The organism is Ruegeria sp. B32, assembly GCF_025141855.1.
GTDB lineage: Bacteria > Pseudomonadota > Alphaproteobacteria > Rhodobacterales > Rhodobacteraceae > Ruegeria > Ruegeria arenilitoris.
The window spans coordinates 373,315-391,784 of record NZ_CP081106.1; the positions used below are offsets into that span (position 1 = coordinate 373,315).

An 18,470-nucleotide genomic window follows, 5' to 3' on the forward strand; every position below is an offset into this window, starting at 1 on the left:
TGATTTACTGCATGATTTTTAGGCGGGCAACGAATTTGTTCATGCCAATGTCACATTACAACTGCAGGAAGAACAAATAACTGCAAGGACCCGTTATTGTGCGCGCAGGGGCACGCAACCGCGCCCCTGCATGTCGGTTCAGCCGATTGCGACGGCTTTGATGTCTTCGTCGATGAACGGCAAATACTGTTCAAAGTTCTCGGCAAACATGTGCACCAGCTTTTCCGCCTGTTTGTCGAAAGCGGCCTGATCGTCCCAGGTACGGCGCGGATCCAACAGAACTTCGGGCACGCCGGGGACCGTCACCGGAACGTCGAAGCCGAAATTGGCGTCCTTGCGATACTCGGCATCGGCCAGCGACCCGTCCAGTGCGGCGGTCAGCAGGGCACGCGTGGCTTTGATCGGCATCCGGCTGCCAACGCCGTACGCGCCGCCGGTCCAGCCGGTATTGACCAGCCAGCAGGTTGCGCCGTGCTGGGCGATCTTGTCGCGCAGCAGCTTGCCGTATTCCTCGGGGCGGCGCGGCATGAACGGGGCGCCGAAGCAGGTCGAGAAGGTGGGCTGCGGCTCGGTCACGCCGCGCTCGGTTCCGGCAACCTTCGAGGTGAAGCCCGACAGGAAGTGGTACATCGCCTGCGCCGGGGTCAGCCGGGCGATCGGCGGCAGGACGCCAAAGGCATCACAGGTCAGCATGATGATGTTTTTCGGGTGCCCGCCCAGCGCCGTCTTGGAGGCGTTCGAAATGTATTCCAGCGGGTAGGCGCACCGCATGTTGGCGGTCAGGCTGTCATCGTTGAAATCCAGTTTCAGGGTTTCGGGATCAAAGACCATGTTCTCGATCACCGTGCCGAATTTCGACGTGGTCGCGTAGATCTCGGGTTCCGCTTCGGCGCTCAGATTGATGGTCTTGGCATAGCATCCGCCTTCGAAGTTGAAGGTCCCGCGATCCGACCAGCCGTGCTCGTCGTCGCCGATCAGAACACGTGCCGGATCAGCCGAAAGCGTGGTCTTGCCGGTGCCGGACAGGCCGAAAAACACGGCGGTGTCGACGGGGTTGCCCACCGCATGGTTGGCCGAGCAATGCATCGGCATCACGCCTTTCTCCGGCAGCAGGTAGTTCAGAAGCGTAAACACGGACTTCTTGTTCTCGCCCGCGTATTCGGTGCCGCCAATGAGAATCAGTTTGCGGTCAAAATTCAGCGCAATCACCGTTTCGCTGCGGCAATCGTGCTTTTTCGGGTCCGCCTGGAAACTGGGGCAGTTGATGATGGTGTAATCTGCGATGAATTCGTCCAGGTCCTCGCGGTCCGGGCGACGCAGCAGGTGCCGGATGAACAGGTTGTGCCAGGCCAGTTCCGTAACCATGCGCACATTGATCGCATAGGCGGGATCCGCGCCGCCAACCAGATCCTGAACGAAGTAGTCCTTGCCTTTCATATGGGCCAGCATGTCAGTGTACAGCGCGTCAAAGCCATCGGGGCTCATTTCTGCGTTGTTTTCCCACCAGATGCTGTCCGCCACGCTTTCGGTCCGGACGACGTGCTTGTCCTTGGGGGACCGGCCTGTGAACTTGCCGGTGGACACCAGAAACGCTCCGCCATTGCCCAGCGTGCCTTCATTCCGCTTGAGCGCCTTCTGAATCAGCGCCGGCTCCATCAAGTTGTAATAGACATTGCCCAGCCCCTCGATGCCTTGATCTTCGAGGCGGAACTGCGGGTTTACCCGTCCAAATGTCATTCGTGTCTTCTCCTGTGGCGGCGCTGCGGCGGTTGGGGCCGTCTGCGCTCATGAGGCGTAGTGCCGGTTAGTCCGGCGGATAAAGGCCTCATATCACGGCCGTTTAGGGCATGAACAGGACGGTTTGGCACAGTTAGCGCAACCAAGGCCGGGTTTAGCGCAACCAAGATTTTCCGGTCGGAAAACCCGGGCACTTTCGGAAGCGCAGGACGACCTTTTTGTCGCAGGATCGTGAACAATGTGGCGCGATTCGTACATCCGGATTGATTCGCGGCCTTAAAAAAGCCAAGAATGCCCTACAAAAAGCAAAAATATATCGTGAGTGAGCAGGTAAAGGGGCAGCCCTATGTCTAAGATTGCACTGGTGGATGACGATCGGAACATTCTGACGTCCGTATCCATGACGCTCGAGGCCGAAGGGTTCGAGGTCGAAACCTACAATGACGGGCAGGCAGCCCTTGACGCGTTCAACAAGAAACTGCCGGATATGGCGGTTCTGGACATCAAGATGCCCCGCATGGACGGCATGGATCTGCTGCAGCGGCTGCGGCAGAAAACCCAGATGCCGGTGATTTTCCTCACGTCCAAAGACGATGAGATCGACGAGGTTCTGGGCCTGCGGATGGGCGCGGATGACTACGTGAAAAAGCCGTTCTCTCAACGCCTTCTGGTTGAGCGCATCCGTGCGCTGCTGCGCCGTCAGGAAGCGACCGACGGGGATGCGTCGGCGGCAACCACCGGGGACGCAAAGGTGATGGAGCGCGGCGATCTGCGCATGGACCCCCTGCGTCACGCGGTCAGCTGGAAGGGAACCGATGTTTCGCTGACGGTCACGGAATTCCTGCTGCTACAGGCCTTGGCGCAGCGCCCCGGCTTCGTCAAAAGCCGCGATCAGCTGATGGATGTCGCATATGACGATCAGGTCTATGTCGACGACCGGACCATCGACAGCCACATCAAGCGTCTGCGCAAGAAGATGCGTGCGGCTGATCCCGAGTTTTCGGCTATCGAAACGCTGTACGGTATCGGGTACCGTTACAACGAGGAATAAGCCGGGCCGGCTTTCTGCAAAGGTGAATTTGTTTCGTGCGTGACACCGAGCAATCCAGCGAGTTGCGCGACGGTGACGTCGTTCTGGGCGATGATTGGGTCATCCCGCAAGACCCCGAGTCGGCCGAGCTGCGCGCGCGGCGATCGCGGCGTACTCTGTTCACGCTGCGCAACTCGCCGCTGGCGCGCAAGATCATCACGTTCAACCTGATTGCTTTGGTGATCCTGGTCGCTGGGCTGCTGTATCTGGACGACACGCGAAAAGAGAGGGTCCAGCAAACGGCGCGGAACCTGATCGGCGATGCGCAACTGGTCAGCAACGTCTTCGAGGCCCAGCTGCGCCAGGTTGCCGGATCGCGGGACGCTTCTGACCTGAACGTCAAGGCGACACTTGCCGGGCTGAGCATCCCCGAAGGCGGCGAAGTCTTCGTCTATGACAGCACCGGCACGTTGATCGGCTGGACACGGGGTTCCTCGACCGTGTCGGAATTGCCGGGCCTGATTCAGGCCGAGGCGGATGTTCCGACCGGCAGCACATTGATCTCTGATGCCCTGACCGCCGTCTGGAATGGTCTGTATTCGGTTTTCACCACCGGATCTGAAACCGAGGCGCCGACGCTGGCACAGCGGGTTCAGGACATCATACCAAACGCGCTGGACGGCCACATGCAGGTTCACGCCGTGTCTGATGCGGCCGGAGACACCGTGATTGTGGCGGCGTCGCCAATCGTTCTGGATGGCGCCCCTGTGGGGGCAGTCGCAATGGCCGGTCCCGCCGGAGAAATCGACGCACTGGCTCGGAAAGAGCAGGAGCGCATTCTGCAGATGTTTGTCGTTGCCCTGCTGGTCTCGGTGGGTCTCAGCCTTGTGCTGGCCTCGACCATCGCGAACCCGCTGGCGGATCTGGCCGCTGCGGCCGAAATGGGCAAGGACCGTGGTACCGGGGTCAATCCCGGCCGTATCCGCATCCCCGACCTGAGTGCTCGCCCGGACGAGATTGGTCGGCTTAGCCGTGCGCTGCGGGGAATGGTGACGGCGCTCTACAACCGGATAGACGCCAACGAACAGTTCGCGGCTGACGTCGCGCATGAAATCAAGAACCCCTTGGCCAGCCTGCAATCGGCCGTCGGTACGCTGCGAATGGTCAAGCGTGACGATCAGCGCGAGAAATTGTTGGGCGTTATTGAGCACGATGTCCGCCGATTGGACCGCCTTGTCAGCGACATCTCGAATGCGTCCCGCCTGGACGCTGAACTGGTCAAAGAGCAGGAACAGCCCTTCGATCTACTGAAGCTGATCGGCAATATCAGTCAGTACCTGGGCGAAGATGCCCGATCGAAGGGGATCGACTACATCACGGATTTGCCGTCCAAGCCCATCGTCATAAACGGGCTCGAGGCCCGTCTGGCGCAGGTTTTCGTGAACCTGATTACAAATGCCATTTCCTTCTGCGAGGAAAGCGACGCGATCCGCGTTTGGGTGCGCCAACGCGAAAATCGGGTTCTCGTTGTTGTCGAAGACACCGGCCCCGGTATTCCGGACCAGGCCCTGACCAAGGTTTTCAAGCGCTTCTACTCGCAGCGCCCGGCCGAGCATTTCGGCAACAACTCGGGTCTTGGACTTGCGATCTCGAAACAGATTGTCGAGGCCCACGGCGGCGTCATCTGGGCCGAGAACATCCGCCCGACCGAGGCGGACATCACGTCGGACCCGCAAGGTGCGCGGTTTGTCGTGGGTCTTCCCCTTTGAGCGATGTGCGCTTTGCGCCTTCCCGAAAAACCTAGCGATGATCCGGTCTGCATGCACGCCACATGCGTTGCCGTTGCAGGCCGCGGCGCCCTGATTTCGGGGCCGTCCGGGGCCGGAAAATCGGCACTTGCATTGCAGATGATGGGCTTCGGCGCGGACATGGTCGCCGATGATCGTGTAAACCTAACCCTGTCGGGCGACCGGGTGATTGCGGATGCGGTCCCTCAGATCCGAGGATTGGTCGAGGCCCGCGGCGTCGGCCTGCTGCGCGCCACGGCCTGCGGCCCCGTTCCGTTGGAATGGATCGTGGATCTGGATCAAGTGGAATCCCAGCGACTGCCGGAACCGCGACAGGTTCTTGTGCTGGGACATCCTGTTCCCTTGCTTCGTGCCGCCGGCGTCCCCAACTTGGCATCAGCACTTGTTCAACTGATGAAAATGGGGCGCGTCGATCCGCAATGGCCAAGCACATGACAGCACAAACGCGCATCGTTCTAGTGACAGGTCCGTCGGGCGCGGGCCGGTCGACGGCGATTCATGTGCTCGAGGATCTGGGCTATGAGGCCATCGACAACTTGCCGATGGGCCTGTTGCTGCGCCTGATGGAGGGCGCGGATCCATCCCGGCCGATGGCGCTGGGAATCGATGCCCGCAATCGTGATTTCTCGACCATCGGCTTTATCGAATTGGTCGCCAAACTGGGCCGGATGAGCCAGGTGGACCTGTCCACGCTCTATCTGGATTGCAGCGACGACATGCTGTTGCGCCGGTTTTCGGAAACCCGGCGCCGTCATCCGGTCGCAACCGATGCCAGCCCCGAAACCGGCATCCGCCAGGAAAAGGAATTGTTGGAGCCGATCCGCGAGATCGCCGACACCCTGATCGACACCAGCGTGCTCAACGTGCACCAGCTGCGATCCGAGGTCGAACGCTGGTTCGCCCCCGAAGGAGGCCGGCATCTGGCCGTTTCTATCGAGTCCTTCTCCTACAAACGGGGGCTGCCGCTGGGCCTCGACATGGTGTTCGACTGCCGATTTCTGGCCAACCCCTATTGGCGTCCGGAGCTGCGCGAGGCTGATGGTCGAAATCCGGACGTTGCGTCCTATGTTCAGGCTGACACGAATTATGCCGCCTTTTTCGAACGGGTGGTGGAACTGTTGCTGTCTCTGCTGCCCGCCTTCAAGGCCGAGGGCAAAACACACCTGTCGGTCGCCTTCGGCTGCACCGGGGGTCAGCACCGCTCGGTCGCGATGGCCGAAGCGGTCGCAAAAGCCCTTGCAGAGCAGGGGCAGCCGGTGGCAATTAGACACCGCGAGATGGAACGTCGATCGTTGAATGTGAGGCCGGATTGATCGGAATTGTAATCGTGGCGCATGGCGGATTGGCCCAGGAATACCTGGCGGCCATGCAACACGTCGTGGGCAAGCAACCCGGCCTTGTGGCAGTGTCGATCGACGCTGATCATGACCGCGAAGAAAAGCAGGCCGAAATCTGCCGGGCCGCGGATGCTGTGGATGTCGGCGACGGAGTTGTTGTCGTGACCGATCTGTTCGGGGGCAGCCCCTCGAATCTCAGCCTGCGCGCCTGTGCGCCGCAGGACCGCAGAATTCTTTACGGCGCCAACCTTCCGATGCTGATCAAACTGGCCAAAAGCCGCCAACTTCCGGTCGGGGACGCCGTCCGTAGGGCCATGGAGGCTGGACGAAAGTACATCAATGCGCAAAATGTGACATTGGACTGACATCGGATCGATTGAATATGGCCACCAAAAGCTTGAAAATCATCAACGAAAAGGGCTTGCACGCGCGCGCTTCAGCCAAATTGGTCGAGGTGGTCGAAGGGTTTGACGCCCGCGCCGAAGTGTCCAAAGACGGCATGTCCGCGTCGGGTGACAGCATTATGGGCCTTTTGATGTTGGCGGCTTCGCGAGGAACGACTATTGACGTCGAAACGTCCGGGCCGGATGCTGAGGCGCTGGCAGACGCGCTGGAAGCATTGGTGAACGACAAGTTCGGCGAAGGTTTCTGACGCAGGGCACTGCCACGAAACAAGAACGGGAAGACCAGGAATTGGCGGAAACCACGCACGATACCAAGACCAACACGGTGGTGGCCGAGACCGCGGAAGCGGGCGAAATCTACGACCGCCGCACGCTGACCTACGCAAATTCGTTTGACGACGCCTGGACCTCGACGGCCATCAAGGCGATCGAATGGTGCACGGGCAAGCTGACCATTCTGCGCATGGTCAACAAGTTCGAAAAGCAGAATGAGAAGTATCGCGGCCAGAAATTCTGGGGTGGTGCCTTGGGTATCATGGGAATCGACCTGACCACGCCCGAACACCAGATTGCGCGCATTCCGAAAGAGGGGCCCGTTGTGGTGGTGGCCAATCACCCGCATGGGATGGTGGACGGCATGATCCTGGCCGAGTTGATCGGACGCGTGCGCCAGGACTATCGCATCCTGACCCGCTCGGTTCTGACCGGGCTGGACGAGGCCGCAACCTCGTTCATGATCCCTGTCCCGTTCCCACATGACCCCGAAGCCCAGAGCAAGATGCTTGAGATGCGGGGCAAAGCGATGGAGCACCTCAAGAACGGTGGTGTCGTCGCGCTGTTCCCATCCGGCGTGGTGATGTCGTCCGACACGTGGTTCGGCCCGGCTCAGGAACGCGAATGGAACGTGTTCACCGCCAAGATGATCCGGCGATCCGGTGCCAAGGTTCTGCCCATCTACTTCCCCGGCAGCAATTCGCGCTGGTACCAGATTGCCAACAAACTATCGGCAATTTTGCGTCAGGGACTTCTGCTGCACGAGATCGTCCGGTCCTGCAACAAACCGGTCGGCCCCGTGATCGGAGAACCGATTTCGGACGAGGACATGAAACTGCTCGAACGCGACCCACGCGGATTCATGACCTGGCTCAGAAAACACACGCTGGGCTTGGGGCAGTCACCACAAGCCTGATCCACCGTTCATTTGCGCTAAAAGATCGCGGGCGAGCGGGGCGGTCTCTTGACGGCCTAGCGCGTCGGGACCGGAACCTCGCCACGGTAGTCGTAAAACCCGCGATCGGTCTTGCGGCCCAGCCAGCCGGCCTCGACGTATTTCGTCAGCAACGGGCAGGGGCGGTACTTTGTATCCGCCAACCCATCATGGAGGACGTTCATGATGGCCAGGCAGGTGTCCAACCCGATGAAATCGGCCAGTTCCAGCGGACCCATGGGGTGATTGGCGCCCAGCTTCATCGACTGGTCGATCGACTGAACGCTGCCGACCCCTTCATACAGAGTATAGACGGCCTCGTTGATCATCGGCATCAGGATGCGGTTCACGATGAAGGCCGGAAAATCCTCGGCGCTGGCGGCGGTTTTGCCCAACCGATCCACCACGGCCTTGCAGGTGGCAAAGGTTTCTTCGTCGGTGGCGATACCGCGAATCAACTCGACCAATTGCATGACAGGAACCGGGTTCATGAAGTGGAACCCCATGAAACGCTCCGGCCGATCCGTCCGGCTGGCTAGCCGTGTGATCGAAATGGACGAAGTGTTCGACGTCAGGATCGTGTGGGCCTGCAAATGCGGCTGCAGATCCTCGAAAATCGCCTGCTTGATGGCCTCACGTTCGGTCGCGGCTTCGATCACGAGATCCGTCTGGCCGATCTCCGGAAGATTCAGCGTGGTCTTGATCCGCTGCAGTGCGGCCTGCATCTCGTCGTCACCGATCTTGCCGCGTGACACCTGACGAGCCAGGTTGCCCTTGATCGTTTCAATGGCAGCATCCAGCGCATCCTGGCTGATGTCGTTCAGCAGAACGTCATACCCTGCCAACGCCATCACATGGGCGATTCCGTTGCCCATCTGGCCCGCGCCGATTACTCCGACTGATTTCACGTCCATATTGAACTGCCTTCCGCATCAAGGTTCAGGGGGACATTATCGGCAGTCCGGGTTGGGCGGCAAGGGGTTGGGACCGGTCCAATTCGCTTCAAATGCGCACATTAGAGTTTTCTAAACACCTAAGGCCGCAGAATGGCAATTGGGTGAAGAAAATGGGTGGCTGACATGAGTTATCATGAGTCGGGCGCGACTGGTGTCGAGGAATCCGTCTACCGGTACGGGGCGTCAAAATTGTGGTTTCGCGGACCAAAGCGAGCGTTGCAGGTACCATATGTGGCCTGCGTCGGCGGCACCGAGACATTCGGTCGGTTCGTCGATTCTCCGTTTCCCGCCGCGTTGGAGCAGCGGCTGGAAATGCAGTGTCTGAATCTGGGCAGTCTGTTCACAGGTGCCGAGGGGTTGGCGCGGGATCCGGAAATTCTGAGCCTGATGAATGGCGCCGAGGTTTGCGTTGTGCAACTGCCCTCGGCGCTGAATCAGTCCAACCGGTTCTACCGTGTTCATCCCCGACGCAATGATCGAGTGCTCGAGGCGACCTCGGACCTTTCCACCTTGTACCCCAAAGTTGATTTTGCCGAAGTGCACTTTGTGCGGCACCTTATGTCCAGGTTGTCGGCATTTTCGGACGCACGGTTCGAAGTGGTGGCCGCCGAGTTGCGGCGGGCTTGGGCAGAGGCGCTTCGCACCCTGTTGGACAACGTCACCAGCCGGGTTCTGCTGCTGTGGCTGGACTGGGATCACAGCCCGGCAGTCGGGCTGGATGCGCGGGGGGTATCTGATCCGGTGCCAATTACTCAGGCCATGATTGATGGGGTGTCGGATGGAGGGGTGCCAACCGTGAAGATGACGGTGCGCCCTTCAGGTGCTTCGGATGATCTTGAAGACATGCTGTTCGGCACGATGCAGCAACCGATGGCGGAATATATGATCGGACCGGCCACGCACCGGGCTATTGCAGAACGTTTGCTGCCTGCGATCCGAGACCTCGAATGAAAAAGGCCCGCCGATTGGCGGGCCTTGATCGTTTCGAAGTCTGGACGTATCAGCCCAGCTTTTCGGTCAGTTCCGGCACGGCCTGGAACAGGTCCGCGACCAGGCCGTAGTCCGCGACCTGGAAGATCGGAGCTTCTTCGTCTTTGTTGATCGCGACGATGATCTTCGAATCCTTCATGCCGGCCAGGTGCTGGATCGCACCCGAAATACCAACCGCGATGTACAGATCGGGTGCAACGACCTTGCCGGTCTGACCCACCTGCCAATCGTTCGGGGCATAGCCCGAGTCGACTGCCGCGCGGCTGGCACCAACCGCCGCGCCCAGCTTGTCGGCCAGGGCTTCGATCAGTTTGAAGTCTTCTTCCGAGCCAACACCACGGCCGCCCGAGACAACGACGCCGGCCGAGGTCAGTTCGGGACGGTCGCTTTCGGCGACCTTGTCCTCGACCCATTCCGACAGGCCGGGGTTTTCACCTACCGATACGGTCTCGACCGGGGCCGATCCGCCTTCGCCGGCCGCATCAAAGCTGGCCGTACGGAAGGTGATGACCTTCTTGGCGTCGTTCGACTTGACGGTCTGGATCGCGTTGCCCGCGTAGATCGGGCGCTCGAAAGTCGAGCCATCCACCACGCCCGACGCGTCCGAGATCACCATCACGTCCAGCAGTGCGGCCACGCGCGGCATGACGTTCTTGGCGTCGGTGGTGGCGGGTGCCACGATATGCTCATAGCCATCGGCCAGGCTGACGATCAGCGCGGCGGTCGATTCGGCCAGACGGTGGCCCAGCGACGGGTCTTCGGCGACCAGGACCTTGGACACACCGTCGATCTTGGCGGCAGCTTCGCCGGCAGCGGCGGCCGAGCCGCCCGCGGCCAGAACGGTCACGTCACCCAGCTGCTTGGCTGCGGTGACCGCCTTGGCGGTTGCGTCCATCGCCAGTTCGCCATTGTTGACTTCGGCAAGCAGAAGTACAGCCATTACACAGCCCCCGCTTCTTTGAGTTTCCCGACCAGCTCGTCGACCGAGCCCACGATGATGCCGGCGGCGCGTGCCGGCGGCTCTTCGGTCTTGACGACTTCGAGGCGCGGCGTGACGTCGACGCCGTAATCGGCGGCGGTTTTTTCGTCCAGCGGCTTTTTCTTGGCCTTCATGATGTTCGGCAGCGACGCATAGCGCGGCTCGTTCAGGCGCAGGTCGACGGTGATGATGGCCGGCATCTTGACACTGATGGTCTGCAGACCGCCGTCAACTTCACGCGTGACCTTGGCGGTGTCGCCTTCGATGTCCAGTTCGGACGCGAAGGTGCCCTGGCTCCAGCCCAGCAGTGCCGACAGCATCTGACCGGTGGCGTTCATGTCGTTGTCGATCGCCTGCTTGCCGCACAGAACCAGTCCGGGCTGCTCTTCCTCGACCACCTTGGCCAGGATCTTGGCAACGGCCAGCGGCTCGATGTCCTGGTGGACGTCGTCCGCCGCGACGACCAAGATGGCGCGGTCTGCACCCATCGCCAGCGCGGTGCGCAGCGTTTCCTGCGCCTGCTTGACGCCGATCGAAACGGCCACGACCTCTTCGGCCTTGCCGGCTTCTTTCAGGCGGATCGCTTCTTCGACGGCAATCTCGTCGAACGGGTTCATCGACATTTTGACATTGGCGAGATCAACACCGCTGCCGTCCGCTTTGACGCGAACTTTAACGTTGTAGTCGATCACGCGCTTGACAGGCACAAGTACCTTCATTTTTGCGTACGCTCCTTACAAAAACGGCAAGCCGCAATGCGACTCCACCAATGCTCTCGTCGGCCTAGATAGCGCCTTGCGGGGCCTCGGGACAGGGCAAAATCGTCACGTCATGTCGTGGGGACGTCGCGTTTCACGCTTTTTGACGTGAAGGAACGAAATATTGTTACCCGGCCGATGGGCGGTTTTGCCGCGCCGGATGGTGCGAAATCACTCTCAAGAAGTTTTGGTCTCAGCGGTTCGCGCCCGCCCTTCGGGCCGAGGCTTCGCCCGTCCGGTCGCCCCAACGTCCGCTGGACGTTGTGCCGCTTTCAGCGGTTCGCGCCCGGAACCCACAAGACGTCATCGCGGCCGCCGTTGTTGGCGCAGCGGGCTGCCACGAAGAACCAGTCGCTGAGGCGGTTGAGGTATTTCACCGCGGCCTCGTTCACCGGTTCCATGTTGGTCAGTTCGACAGACAGGCGCTCGGCGCGCCGCGAGACCGTGCGGCAGACATGAAGATGCGCCGCCAGCTTTGATCCGCCCGGCAAGATGAAGCTGCGCAACGGCTCGAGGTCGGCATTCATCGCGTCGATTTCCGATTCCAGACGATCGATCTGGGCCGGGGCGATCCGCAGGGGCGGGTAGTCGGCCTCGGCGTCTTTTTCCATGTCCGGGCGGCACAGGTCAGCGCCCAGGTCGAACAGATCGTTCTGGATGCGGGCGAGCGCCGCATCGACCTCGCCCTCGGCCTCGGTGCGGGCCACGCCGACAAAGGCGTTCAGTTCGTCCACCGTGCCATAGGCCGCCACGCGGCCCGAATACTTCGCAACCCGTTCGCCATTGCCCAGCGCGGTTTTGCCATCGTCCCCGGTCCGGGTGTAAATCTTGTTCAGAACGACCATCTACTGCACTCCCTGTCCACGCAGATAGACGTAGAGCACGATCAGCACCACGGCAATGAATTGAAACAGGATGCGCAGCCGCATCATCTTGTTGCTTTTCTTGGCAGCCGCCATGCCGCCCTTGCCGAAATTGGATATGCCGATGGCCAGAACAACGACGACCGCCGCCATCGCCAAAAGAAGTACGCCCATTAGAAGGTCCATGAACTCACCGTCCGCATTTGTTGTATCCTTTGCGCACCATCTAGCGGGGCGGCCCCCGAAAGCGAACGGGTAATTTCGTCTCAGATACCCGAAAGGATGCGGTCTATCGTGCCCGTTGGCAGAATGCGGCGCAGATAACCCGCGACATAGGTCGGTGTGGTCACGTAGTATCGAGCCTTGGGCGACTTTGCCTCGAGCGCGCGGGCAAGTTTGTCGGTTACCGCAGACGCCGGCAGCTCGAACCGGTCGGGACCCGAGTCTTCGTACAGACGTTTGAGCAGCGACCCCTCGTACTTGTCGCGAAGGGCCGAGTTTTCCCAGTCTATGAACCGTTCAAAAACCGGTATGGCCTTCTCGCGCAGTTTAGAGGTGATGGGGCCGGGTTCAATCAGCACCACTTTGATGCCGGTGCCGCGCAGCTCCAGCCTCATCGTGTCGGTCAGGCCTTCGATGGCGTATTTCGTGGCGACGTAGGCGCCGCGCCAGGGAAAGGCGACCAGACCCAGTACCGACGAGTTCTGTACGATGCGGCCATGGCCCTGTGCACGCATGACGGGTATCACCTGGCGGGTCAGTTCGTGCCAACCAAAAACATTGGTCTCGAAGATATGGCGCAACCCGTCGGTGGGCACGTCTTCGATCGCGCCGGGCAGGCCATGGGCACCGTTGTTGAACAGCGCGTCCAACGTGCCGCCCGTTTCTTCGAGAACACTGGCCAATCCCGAAGTGATCGTTTCGGCATCGGTATAGTCGATTCTTGGGCTGTCAAAGCCCTGAGCCCTCAGCCTGTCGCAATCGCGCTGATGTCTGCAGGCGGCAAACACGCGCCATCCGCGTGCACGCATCCCGTGTGCCGCGTCCAGACCAATGCCGGATGAGCATCCGGTGATGAGGATGGATTTCTGCATGTCTGCCCCAAAGTCGTCCTCGGCAAAAACTATTGCGAGGATCGGCCTCCGGCAATGACGGCATCACGTCAATTTGTGCTTTTTCGGATCAACGAGGAGGAAATCCAGCCAACCTGTTGCTCGGGCAACACGCGCAGGCGCAGCCAACCGGTTCCGGACTCGCTCAGAACTTCGACCTGCTGACCCATCCGCGCTTTGCCGATGATCGGATAGATCGTGCCGGGGCCATCGCGCATGTTCACGCGGGTGCCGGACACGATACGAATGTCTTTCGGCGGCTCTGCGGGTGCAGGGGCGGCTGCCGTTTCCGGTTCGGCGTCGGTGTCCAAAACCTGGACGGCCGCGTTCTCATCCAGTGACGCCAGCGAAAAGGTGCCGCCGGTATTGTCGAAACTGGACAGATCAGAATTCAGACCGGCAGCGATCTGCGCCAGTAACGCCTCGGTATCGACGGCATCGGCGGCGGGGATCGGTTCCGGCTGTGGTTCGGACGGCTTGGCGGGGCGCAGGGCCACCTTCGTCACAAGCTCGGTTGCCGGGGAGGGGACCAGTGGCCTGGGCTCGGGTTTCTCAGCCGCCGCAACGACGGGTGGTGCCTCGGCGCGGGTTCCGCGCGGTTCGAATTCGGATCCACCGCTCATGACGTAGAAGAACCAGCCGAGCATGGCAAAAGTAACAAGCATAAGGCGCGTCATGGCGCATCCCCCGGTAATCATAACAACAAGAAAAAGGCAGCATTCAATTGTTGGGATCCTAACATAGTTCGGGTCCCGAGTCGAAAATCGGGGGAAATCGCCGGGTTGGCTCCCCCTGTTGCAAAAACCCCGACTTGTCCCCAGCAAAATATGCCTTGGTTGCTTTACCACGCGCGCCGGGCGTCGTATCACATCATCTATGAACGACACGATCGACGACCCCAACATGGTGACCCCCGAAGGTGGGGGAGAGGTGGCAGAACCGCTGCGCCGGGCAATTGGCGAGCGTTATCTGACCTATGCTCTCTCCACCATCATGCACCGCGCGCTGCCGGATGCGCGCGACGGGCTGAAGCCGGTTCACCGGCGAATCCTCTACGCTATGCGCGAGCTGCGACTCAGCTCCTCGGGCGGGTTCCGCAAGTCGGCCAAGATCTCGGGTGACGTGATGGGTAACTATCACCCGCACGGGGACGCCGCGATCTATGACGCGATGGCGCGTCTGGCGCAGGATTTCAACGTCCGCTACCCGCTGGTCGACGGGCAGGGGAATTTCGGCAATATCGACGGCGACAACCCGGCGGCCTCGCGCTACACCGAGGCCCGGATGACCATCGTTGCCGAGGCGTTGCTGGAGGGGCTGAACGAGGACGCCGTCGATTTCCGCGACAACTATGACGGCACGCTGACCGAACCGGTCGTCTTGCCGGCACAGTTCCCGAACCTTCTGGCCAATGGCGCCTCAGGCATTGCCGTGGGCATGGCGACGAACATCCCGCCCCACAACATCGCCGAGCTGTGCGACGCCTGTCTGCATCTGATCAAGACGCCCGACGCGCGTGACGACACGCTGCTGAACTATGTGCCGGGGCCCGATTTCCCAACGGGCGGCGTAATCGTAGAACCGGCCGAGAATATCGCGCAGGCCTATCGCACCGGGCGCGGATCGTTCCGGCTGCGTTGCAAATACGAGGTCGAGGATCTGGGCCGCGGCCAGTGGCAGATCGTGGTCACCGAGATCCCGTATCAGGTTCAGAAATCCAAGCTGATCGAAAAGATCGCCGAGCTGATCCAGACCAAAAAGATCCCGATCCTGGGCGATGTGCGCGACGAATCCGCCGACGACATCCGCCTCATCCTCGAACCGCGCTCCAAGAACGTGGACCCCGAGGTGTTGATGAACATGCTGTATCGTAACTCGGATCTCGAGGTGCGGTTCAGCCTGAACATGAACGTGCTGATCGACGGGGTGACGCCCAAGGTCTGTTCGATGAAGGAAGTACTGCGCGCCTTCCTCGATCACCGGCAAGAGGTGCTGCTGCGCCGCTCTCGTCACCGCATGGCCAAGATCGACCACCGGTTGGAGGTGTTGGAGGGCTTTATCGTTGCCTTCCTGAATCTCGACCGCGTGATTGATATCATCCGCTATGACGACGATCCCAAGGCCGCGCTGATGCGCGAGAATTGGGGCATCGACCATGTCCGCGCCACCAGCGAGGCCGACTATGTCTCGCCCAAGCCGGGCGAGGGCGAATTGTCCGAAGTTCAGGTCGACGCGATCCTGAACATGCGCCTGCGCAGCCTGCGTCGGCTCGAAGAGATGGAACTGGTCCGTGAGCGTGACGCGCTGATGGAAGAGCGCGCAGAACTCGAGGATCTGCTGGCGGATGAGGGTCGGCAATGGGCCAAGATCGCCGAGCAGCTGAAAGAGACCAAGAAGACCTTCGGCAAGGATTATGAGGGCGGCGCGCGTCGCACCCGGTTTGCCGAAGCAGGCGAGGTCGAGGACGTACCGCTTGAGGCGATGATCGACAAAGAGCCGATCACGGTCGTCTGCTCGCAGATGGGCTGGATCCGTGCCATGACCGGCCATATCGACCTGAACCGCGAGCTGAAGTTCAAGGACGGCGACGGGCCGCGGTTCATCTTCCATGCGGAAACCACCGACCGGCTGCTGGTCTTCGCATCAAACGGGCGGGTCTACACGGTCAGCGCCGCGAACCTTCCCGGTGGCCGGGGAATGGGTGAGCCGCTGCGCCTGATGGTCGATCTGCCCAACGAGGCGCAGATCGTCGATATCCTGATCCACAAGCCGGGGCGCAAATTGCTGGTTGCTTCGGATGCGGGCAACGGGTTCATGGTGCCCGAGGACGAGGTGCTGGCCCAGACACGCAACGGCAAACAGGTGCTGAACGTCAAGGATGACGAGCGCGCGGTGATCTGCAAGCCGATCGAGGGCGATCACGTCGCTGTGGTATCACAGAACGGCAAGTTTCTGGTGTTCCCGGTCTCCGAACTGCCCGAGATGACGCGGGGCAAGGGCGTGCGTCTCCAGAAATACAACATGGCGCGCGGGCGCCAGGGCACGCTGGAGCTGGATGGCGGCCTGTCCGACCTGACGACGTTCAACTGGGAGGACGGTCTGAAATGGTCAATGGGCGGCGACAAGACGCGGCATGAGGCAGATATGTCTCAATGGCTGGCAAAGCGCGCAAGCGTCGGAAAAAAACCGCCCTATGGGTTCCCGCGCGATTACAAGTTCTCGTGATCTTGCGCCGACCACGGTGGAAATCTGCCGATACGGCTTGGCACAAGCTGCATCGGTGCGCTAGATCAAAGAAAAACAGGCCTATCGAGACGAGACAATGCTGCGCATTCTGACCCTGATTACCGGACTGGCCCTGGTGGGCGCCTGCACGCAGACGCAACTCTATGAAGAGCCGGAAGATCTGGGCGAATTCAAGCTGCGCGTGAACTATGCGTTTGCCGACAAGGCCGTCCAGGGGCCGGTGTCGCGGGATGCGACGCCCCAGGAATGGACCGAAGCGATCCAGAAGGCCGTCGATATCCGCCTTGGTCGCTATCAGGGCTCGCAGGAGTATGACATCGGGATCAGCCTCGAAGGCTATATGCTGGCGCCTCCTGGCATTCCGGTGATCTACAACCCCAAAAGCACAGCGATCGTTCTGGTCAACGTCTATGATGTCGGCAAGAAAGAGTTTCTGGCCAAGGGCAAGCAGTTCCAGGTCCTCGAAGATACCACCGGTGGCAGCGCTCTGAAGGGCTCGGGCAACGAACGCACCAAAGAAGAGCAGATGAGCGGTTTGGCACTGAAAGTAGCGGACCGCGTCGAGGAATGGCTGGCTGAAGAGCACAAGGACAACGGTTGGTTCGACCTGCGCCCCGGCCTGATCCAACCGATTGAATCCGGGCAGGCGGTACAAAACCCGGCATAGTTTTGAGGATTTCCCTCAGGATGTGCTTGATTTTCCGCTTTGAACCAAATATCTCGCGCGCGCAGATGTAACCACGGGACCAAGGGTCCCCCAAATCGCAAAAGGGCGCCTGAGGAATGGCAAAGGAAAAGTTTGAGCGTACAAAACCGCACGTCAACATTGGCACGATTGGCCACGTTGACCACGGCAAGACGACGCTGACCGCAGCAATCACCAAGTATTTCGGCGACTTCAAGGCGTATGACCAGATTGACGGTGCGCCGGAAGAGAAAGCGCGCGGCATCACCATCTCGACCGCCCACGTGGAATACGAGACCGACAACCGCCACTATGCGCATGTCGACTGCCCCGGCCACGCTGACTATGTGAAGAACATGATCACCGGTGCGGCGCAGATGGACGGCGCGATCCTGGTTGTGAACGCCGCTGACGGCCCGATGCCGCAGACCCGCGAGCACATCCTGCTGGGCCGCCAGGTTGGCATCCCGAAGATGGTCGTGTTCCTGAACAAGGTTGACCAGGTTGACGACGAAGAGCTGCTGGAACTGGTTGAGATGGAAGTTCGCGAACTGCTGTCCAGCTACGACTACCCCGGCGACGACATTCCGATCATCGCAGGTTCGGCTCTGGCCGCGATGGAAGGCAACAACCCGGAAATCGGCGAGAACAAGATCCGCGAACTGATGGCGGCCGTTGACGAGTACATCGACACGCCCGAGCGCGCTGTTGACCAGCCGTTCCTGATGCCGATCGAAGACGTGTTCTCGATCTCGGGCCGCGGTACCGTTGTGACCGGTCGTGTCGAGCGTGGTGTGATCAACGTTGGCGACGAGATCGAAATCGTCGGCATCCGCGACACGCAGAAGACCACCTGCACCGGTGTCGAGATGTTCCGCAAGCTGCTGGACCGCGGTGAAGCGGGCGACAACATCGGCGCCCTGCTGCGCGGCGTTGACCGTGACGGCGTTGAGCGTGGCCAGGTTCTGTGTAAGCCGGGCTCGGTTACTCCGCACACCAAGTTCGAAGCCGAAGCCTACATCCTGACCAAGGAAGAAGGCGGCCGTCACACTCCGTTCTTCGCGAACTACCGTCCGCAGTTCTACTTCCGTACGACTGACGTGACCGGCACCGTGACCCTGGCCGAAGGCACCGAGATGGTCATGCCCGGCGACAACGTGTCGTTCGGCGTCGAGCTGATCGCCCCGATCGCCATGGAAAACGGTCTGCGCTTCGCCATCCGCGAAGGCGGCCGCACCGTCGGCGCAGGCGTCGTGTCCAAAATCATCGAGTAAGGCGCATCAGCGCATACTGATGGAAAGGGCGTCCCTTGGGGCGCCCTTTTTCTTATTGGGAAGCCGATCAGACGGTTCCAAGTC

19 protein-coding genes are annotated in these 18,470 nt (G+C 60.6%); 11 read left to right on the forward strand and 8 right to left on the reverse strand.

Translation table 11 applies throughout. The features are described 5' to 3' along the window. Nucleotides 1–138: 138 nt before the first annotated feature. Nucleotides 139–1,737, reverse strand: coding sequence for a phosphoenolpyruvate carboxykinase (locus K3752_RS02100; RefSeq protein WP_170407992.1), 1,599 nt, complete (start codon nt 1,735–1,737; stop codon nt 139–141). Nucleotides 1,738–2,083: 346 nt separating this feature from the next. On the opposite strand from K3752_RS02100, the gene K3752_RS02105 reads away from it, so the two are divergent. From K3752_RS02105 to K3752_RS02135, 7 genes are read left to right on the forward strand one after another with little or no spacing between them, the layout of a single operon-like run. Then, entirely contained in the window at nt 2,084–2,788 is a 705-nt protein-coding gene (locus K3752_RS02105) for a response regulator transcription factor (protein WP_170342637.1), read from the forward strand. A 35-nt stretch (nt 2,789–2,823) separates the two neighbouring features. After that, nucleotides 2,824–4,536: a sensor histidine kinase gene (locus tag K3752_RS02110; RefSeq protein WP_170361560.1), complete on the forward strand. Its 1,713-nt coding sequence runs from the start codon at nt 2,824–2,826 to the stop codon at nt 4,534–4,536. Between the two features lie 51 nt (nt 4,537–4,587). After that, nucleotides 4,588–5,010 carry an HPr kinase/phosphorylase gene (locus tag K3752_RS02115; RefSeq protein ID WP_254437156.1) on the forward strand — a complete coding sequence of 141 codons (423 nt, stop codon included), beginning with the start codon at nt 4,588–4,590 and terminating at the stop codon, nt 5,008–5,010. Continuing rightward, a complete protein-coding gene (gene rapZ, locus K3752_RS02120) occupies nt 5,007–5,888 on the forward strand; it encodes an RNase adapter RapZ (RefSeq protein ID WP_170462001.1) in 882 nt (293 codons plus the stop codon). Before K3752_RS02115 ends, rapZ begins: the two co-directional genes overlap by 4 nt. Next, nucleotides 5,885–6,277, forward strand: coding sequence for a PTS sugar transporter subunit IIA (locus tag K3752_RS02125; protein ID WP_093965293.1), 393 nt, complete (start codon nt 5,885–5,887; stop codon nt 6,275–6,277). Before rapZ ends, K3752_RS02125 begins: the two co-directional genes overlap by 4 nt. A gap of 17 nt (nt 6,278–6,294) precedes the next feature. Beyond that, nucleotides 6,295–6,564 carry an HPr family phosphocarrier protein gene (locus K3752_RS02130; protein ID WP_170343440.1) on the forward strand — a complete coding sequence of 90 codons (270 nt, stop codon included), beginning with the start codon at nt 6,295–6,297 and terminating at the stop codon, nt 6,562–6,564. A 41-nt stretch (nt 6,565–6,605) separates the two neighbouring features. After that, complete coding sequence (locus tag K3752_RS02135) at nt 6,606–7,505, forward strand: lysophospholipid acyltransferase family protein (RefSeq protein ID WP_170343441.1); 900 nt, start codon at nt 6,606–6,608, stop codon at nt 7,503–7,505. Between the two features lie 56 nt (nt 7,506–7,561). Here K3752_RS02135 and K3752_RS02140 read toward each other — a convergent pair whose 3' ends face one another. Next, on the reverse strand, nt 7,562–8,437 hold the full coding sequence (locus K3752_RS02140; protein ID WP_170361563.1) for a 3-hydroxybutyryl-CoA dehydrogenase: 876 nt from the start codon (nt 8,435–8,437) through the stop codon (nt 7,562–7,564). A 165-nt stretch (nt 8,438–8,602) separates the two neighbouring features. On the opposite strand from K3752_RS02140, the gene K3752_RS02145 reads away from it, so the two are divergent. Further along, a complete protein-coding gene (locus K3752_RS02145; RefSeq protein ID WP_260064634.1) occupies nt 8,603–9,430 on the forward strand; it encodes a DUF6473 family protein in 828 nt (275 codons plus the stop codon). 49 nt (nt 9,431–9,479) lie between these two features. Here K3752_RS02145 and K3752_RS02150 read toward each other — a convergent pair whose 3' ends face one another. From K3752_RS02150 to K3752_RS02175, 6 genes are all read right to left on the reverse strand, one after another. Further along, the gene (locus K3752_RS02150) at nt 9,480–10,409 is read right to left on the reverse strand and encodes an electron transfer flavoprotein subunit alpha/FixB family protein (protein ID WP_170392199.1); all 930 of its coding nucleotides are present in this window, start codon (nt 10,407–10,409) and stop codon (nt 9,480–9,482) included. Beyond that, nucleotides 10,409–11,167 carry an electron transfer flavoprotein subunit beta/FixA family protein gene (locus tag K3752_RS02155; RefSeq protein WP_093965302.1) on the reverse strand — a complete coding sequence of 253 codons (759 nt, stop codon included), beginning with the start codon at nt 11,165–11,167 and terminating at the stop codon, nt 10,409–10,411. Before K3752_RS02155 ends, K3752_RS02150 begins: the two co-directional genes overlap by 1 nt. A 311-nt stretch (nt 11,168–11,478) precedes the next feature. Continuing rightward, nucleotides 11,479–12,051, reverse strand: a complete 573-nt coding sequence (locus K3752_RS02160; protein ID WP_093965304.1) for a cob(I)yrinic acid a,c-diamide adenosyltransferase — start codon at nt 12,049–12,051, stop codon at nt 11,479–11,481. After that, nucleotides 12,052–12,255 carry a twin transmembrane helix small protein gene (locus K3752_RS02165; protein ID WP_093965306.1) on the reverse strand — a complete coding sequence of 68 codons (204 nt, stop codon included), beginning with the start codon at nt 12,253–12,255 and terminating at the stop codon, nt 12,052–12,054. Between the two features lie 80 nt (nt 12,256–12,335). Continuing rightward, a complete protein-coding gene (locus K3752_RS02170) occupies nt 12,336–13,163 on the reverse strand; it encodes an SDR family NAD(P)-dependent oxidoreductase (RefSeq protein ID WP_260064637.1) in 828 nt (275 codons plus the stop codon). Nucleotides 13,164–13,231: 68 nt separating this feature from the next. Beyond that, on the reverse strand, nt 13,232–13,858 hold the full coding sequence (locus tag K3752_RS02175) for an SH3 domain-containing protein (RefSeq protein ID WP_260064639.1): 627 nt from the start codon (nt 13,856–13,858) through the stop codon (nt 13,232–13,234). A 199-nt stretch (nt 13,859–14,057) separates the two neighbouring features. Here K3752_RS02175 and K3752_RS02180 point away from each other — a divergent pair, with 199 nt between their 5' ends. The 3 genes from K3752_RS02180 (at nt 14,058) to tuf (ending at nt 18,386) form a co-directional block, all read left to right on the forward strand. After that, entirely contained in the window at nt 14,058–16,406 is a 2,349-nt protein-coding gene (locus K3752_RS02180) for a DNA topoisomerase IV subunit A (protein WP_170530239.1), read from the forward strand. A gap of 97 nt (nt 16,407–16,503) precedes the next feature. After that, nucleotides 16,504–17,094, forward strand: a complete 591-nt coding sequence (locus K3752_RS02185) for a hypothetical protein (protein ID WP_170361569.1) — start codon at nt 16,504–16,506, stop codon at nt 17,092–17,094. A gap of 116 nt (nt 17,095–17,210) precedes the next feature. After that, nucleotides 17,211–18,386, forward strand: coding sequence for an elongation factor Tu (tuf, locus tag K3752_RS02190; protein ID WP_170343064.1), 1,176 nt, complete (start codon nt 17,211–17,213; stop codon nt 18,384–18,386). The last annotated feature ends 84 nt before the right edge of the window (nt 18,387–18,470 follow it).

What these genes read in the sequence shown, in the direction of transcription:
- K3752_RS02105 (WP_170342637.1), top strand. Translation starts at nt 2,084, where the DNA reads ATGTCTAAGATTGCACTGGTGGATGACGATCGGAACATTCTGACGTCC.
- K3752_RS02160 (WP_093965304.1), bottom strand. Translation starts at nt 12,051, where the DNA reads ATGGTCGTTCTGAACAAGATTTACACCCGGACCGGGGACGATGGCAAA.
- K3752_RS02185 (WP_170361569.1), top strand. Translation starts at nt 16,504, where the DNA reads ATGCTGCGCATTCTGACCCTGATTACCGGACTGGCCCTGGTGGGCGCC.
- K3752_RS02170 (WP_260064637.1), bottom strand. Translation starts at nt 13,163, where the DNA reads ATGCAGAAATCCATCCTCATCACCGGATGCTCATCCGGCATTGGTCTG.
- K3752_RS02130 (WP_170343440.1), top strand. Translation starts at nt 6,295, where the DNA reads ATGGCCACCAAAAGCTTGAAAATCATCAACGAAAAGGGCTTGCACGCG.
- K3752_RS02145 (WP_260064634.1), top strand. Translation starts at nt 8,603, where the DNA reads ATGAGTTATCATGAGTCGGGCGCGACTGGTGTCGAGGAATCCGTCTAC.
- K3752_RS02175 (WP_260064639.1), bottom strand. Translation starts at nt 13,858, where the DNA reads ATGACGCGCCTTATGCTTGTTACTTTTGCCATGCTCGGCTGGTTCTTC.
- K3752_RS02180 (WP_170530239.1), top strand. Translation starts at nt 14,058, where the DNA reads ATGAACGACACGATCGACGACCCCAACATGGTGACCCCCGAAGGTGGG.
- K3752_RS02150 (WP_170392199.1), bottom strand. Translation starts at nt 10,409, where the DNA reads ATGGCTGTACTTCTGCTTGCCGAAGTCAACAATGGCGAACTGGCGATG.
- tuf (WP_170343064.1), top strand. Translation starts at nt 17,211, where the DNA reads ATGGCAAAGGAAAAGTTTGAGCGTACAAAACCGCACGTCAACATTGGC.
- K3752_RS02100 (WP_170407992.1), bottom strand. Translation starts at nt 1,737, where the DNA reads ATGACATTTGGACGGGTAAACCCGCAGTTCCGCCTCGAAGATCAAGGC.
- K3752_RS02155 (WP_093965302.1), bottom strand. Translation starts at nt 11,167, where the DNA reads ATGAAGGTACTTGTGCCTGTCAAGCGCGTGATCGACTACAACGTTAAA.
- rapZ (WP_170462001.1), top strand. Translation starts at nt 5,007, where the DNA reads ATGACAGCACAAACGCGCATCGTTCTAGTGACAGGTCCGTCGGGCGCG.
- K3752_RS02165 (WP_093965306.1), bottom strand. Translation starts at nt 12,255, where the DNA reads ATGGACCTTCTAATGGGCGTACTTCTTTTGGCGATGGCGGCGGTCGTC.
- K3752_RS02140 (WP_170361563.1), bottom strand. Translation starts at nt 8,437, where the DNA reads ATGGACGTGAAATCAGTCGGAGTAATCGGCGCGGGCCAGATGGGCAAC.
- K3752_RS02115 (WP_254437156.1), top strand. Translation starts at nt 4,588, where the DNA reads ATGCACGCCACATGCGTTGCCGTTGCAGGCCGCGGCGCCCTGATTTCG.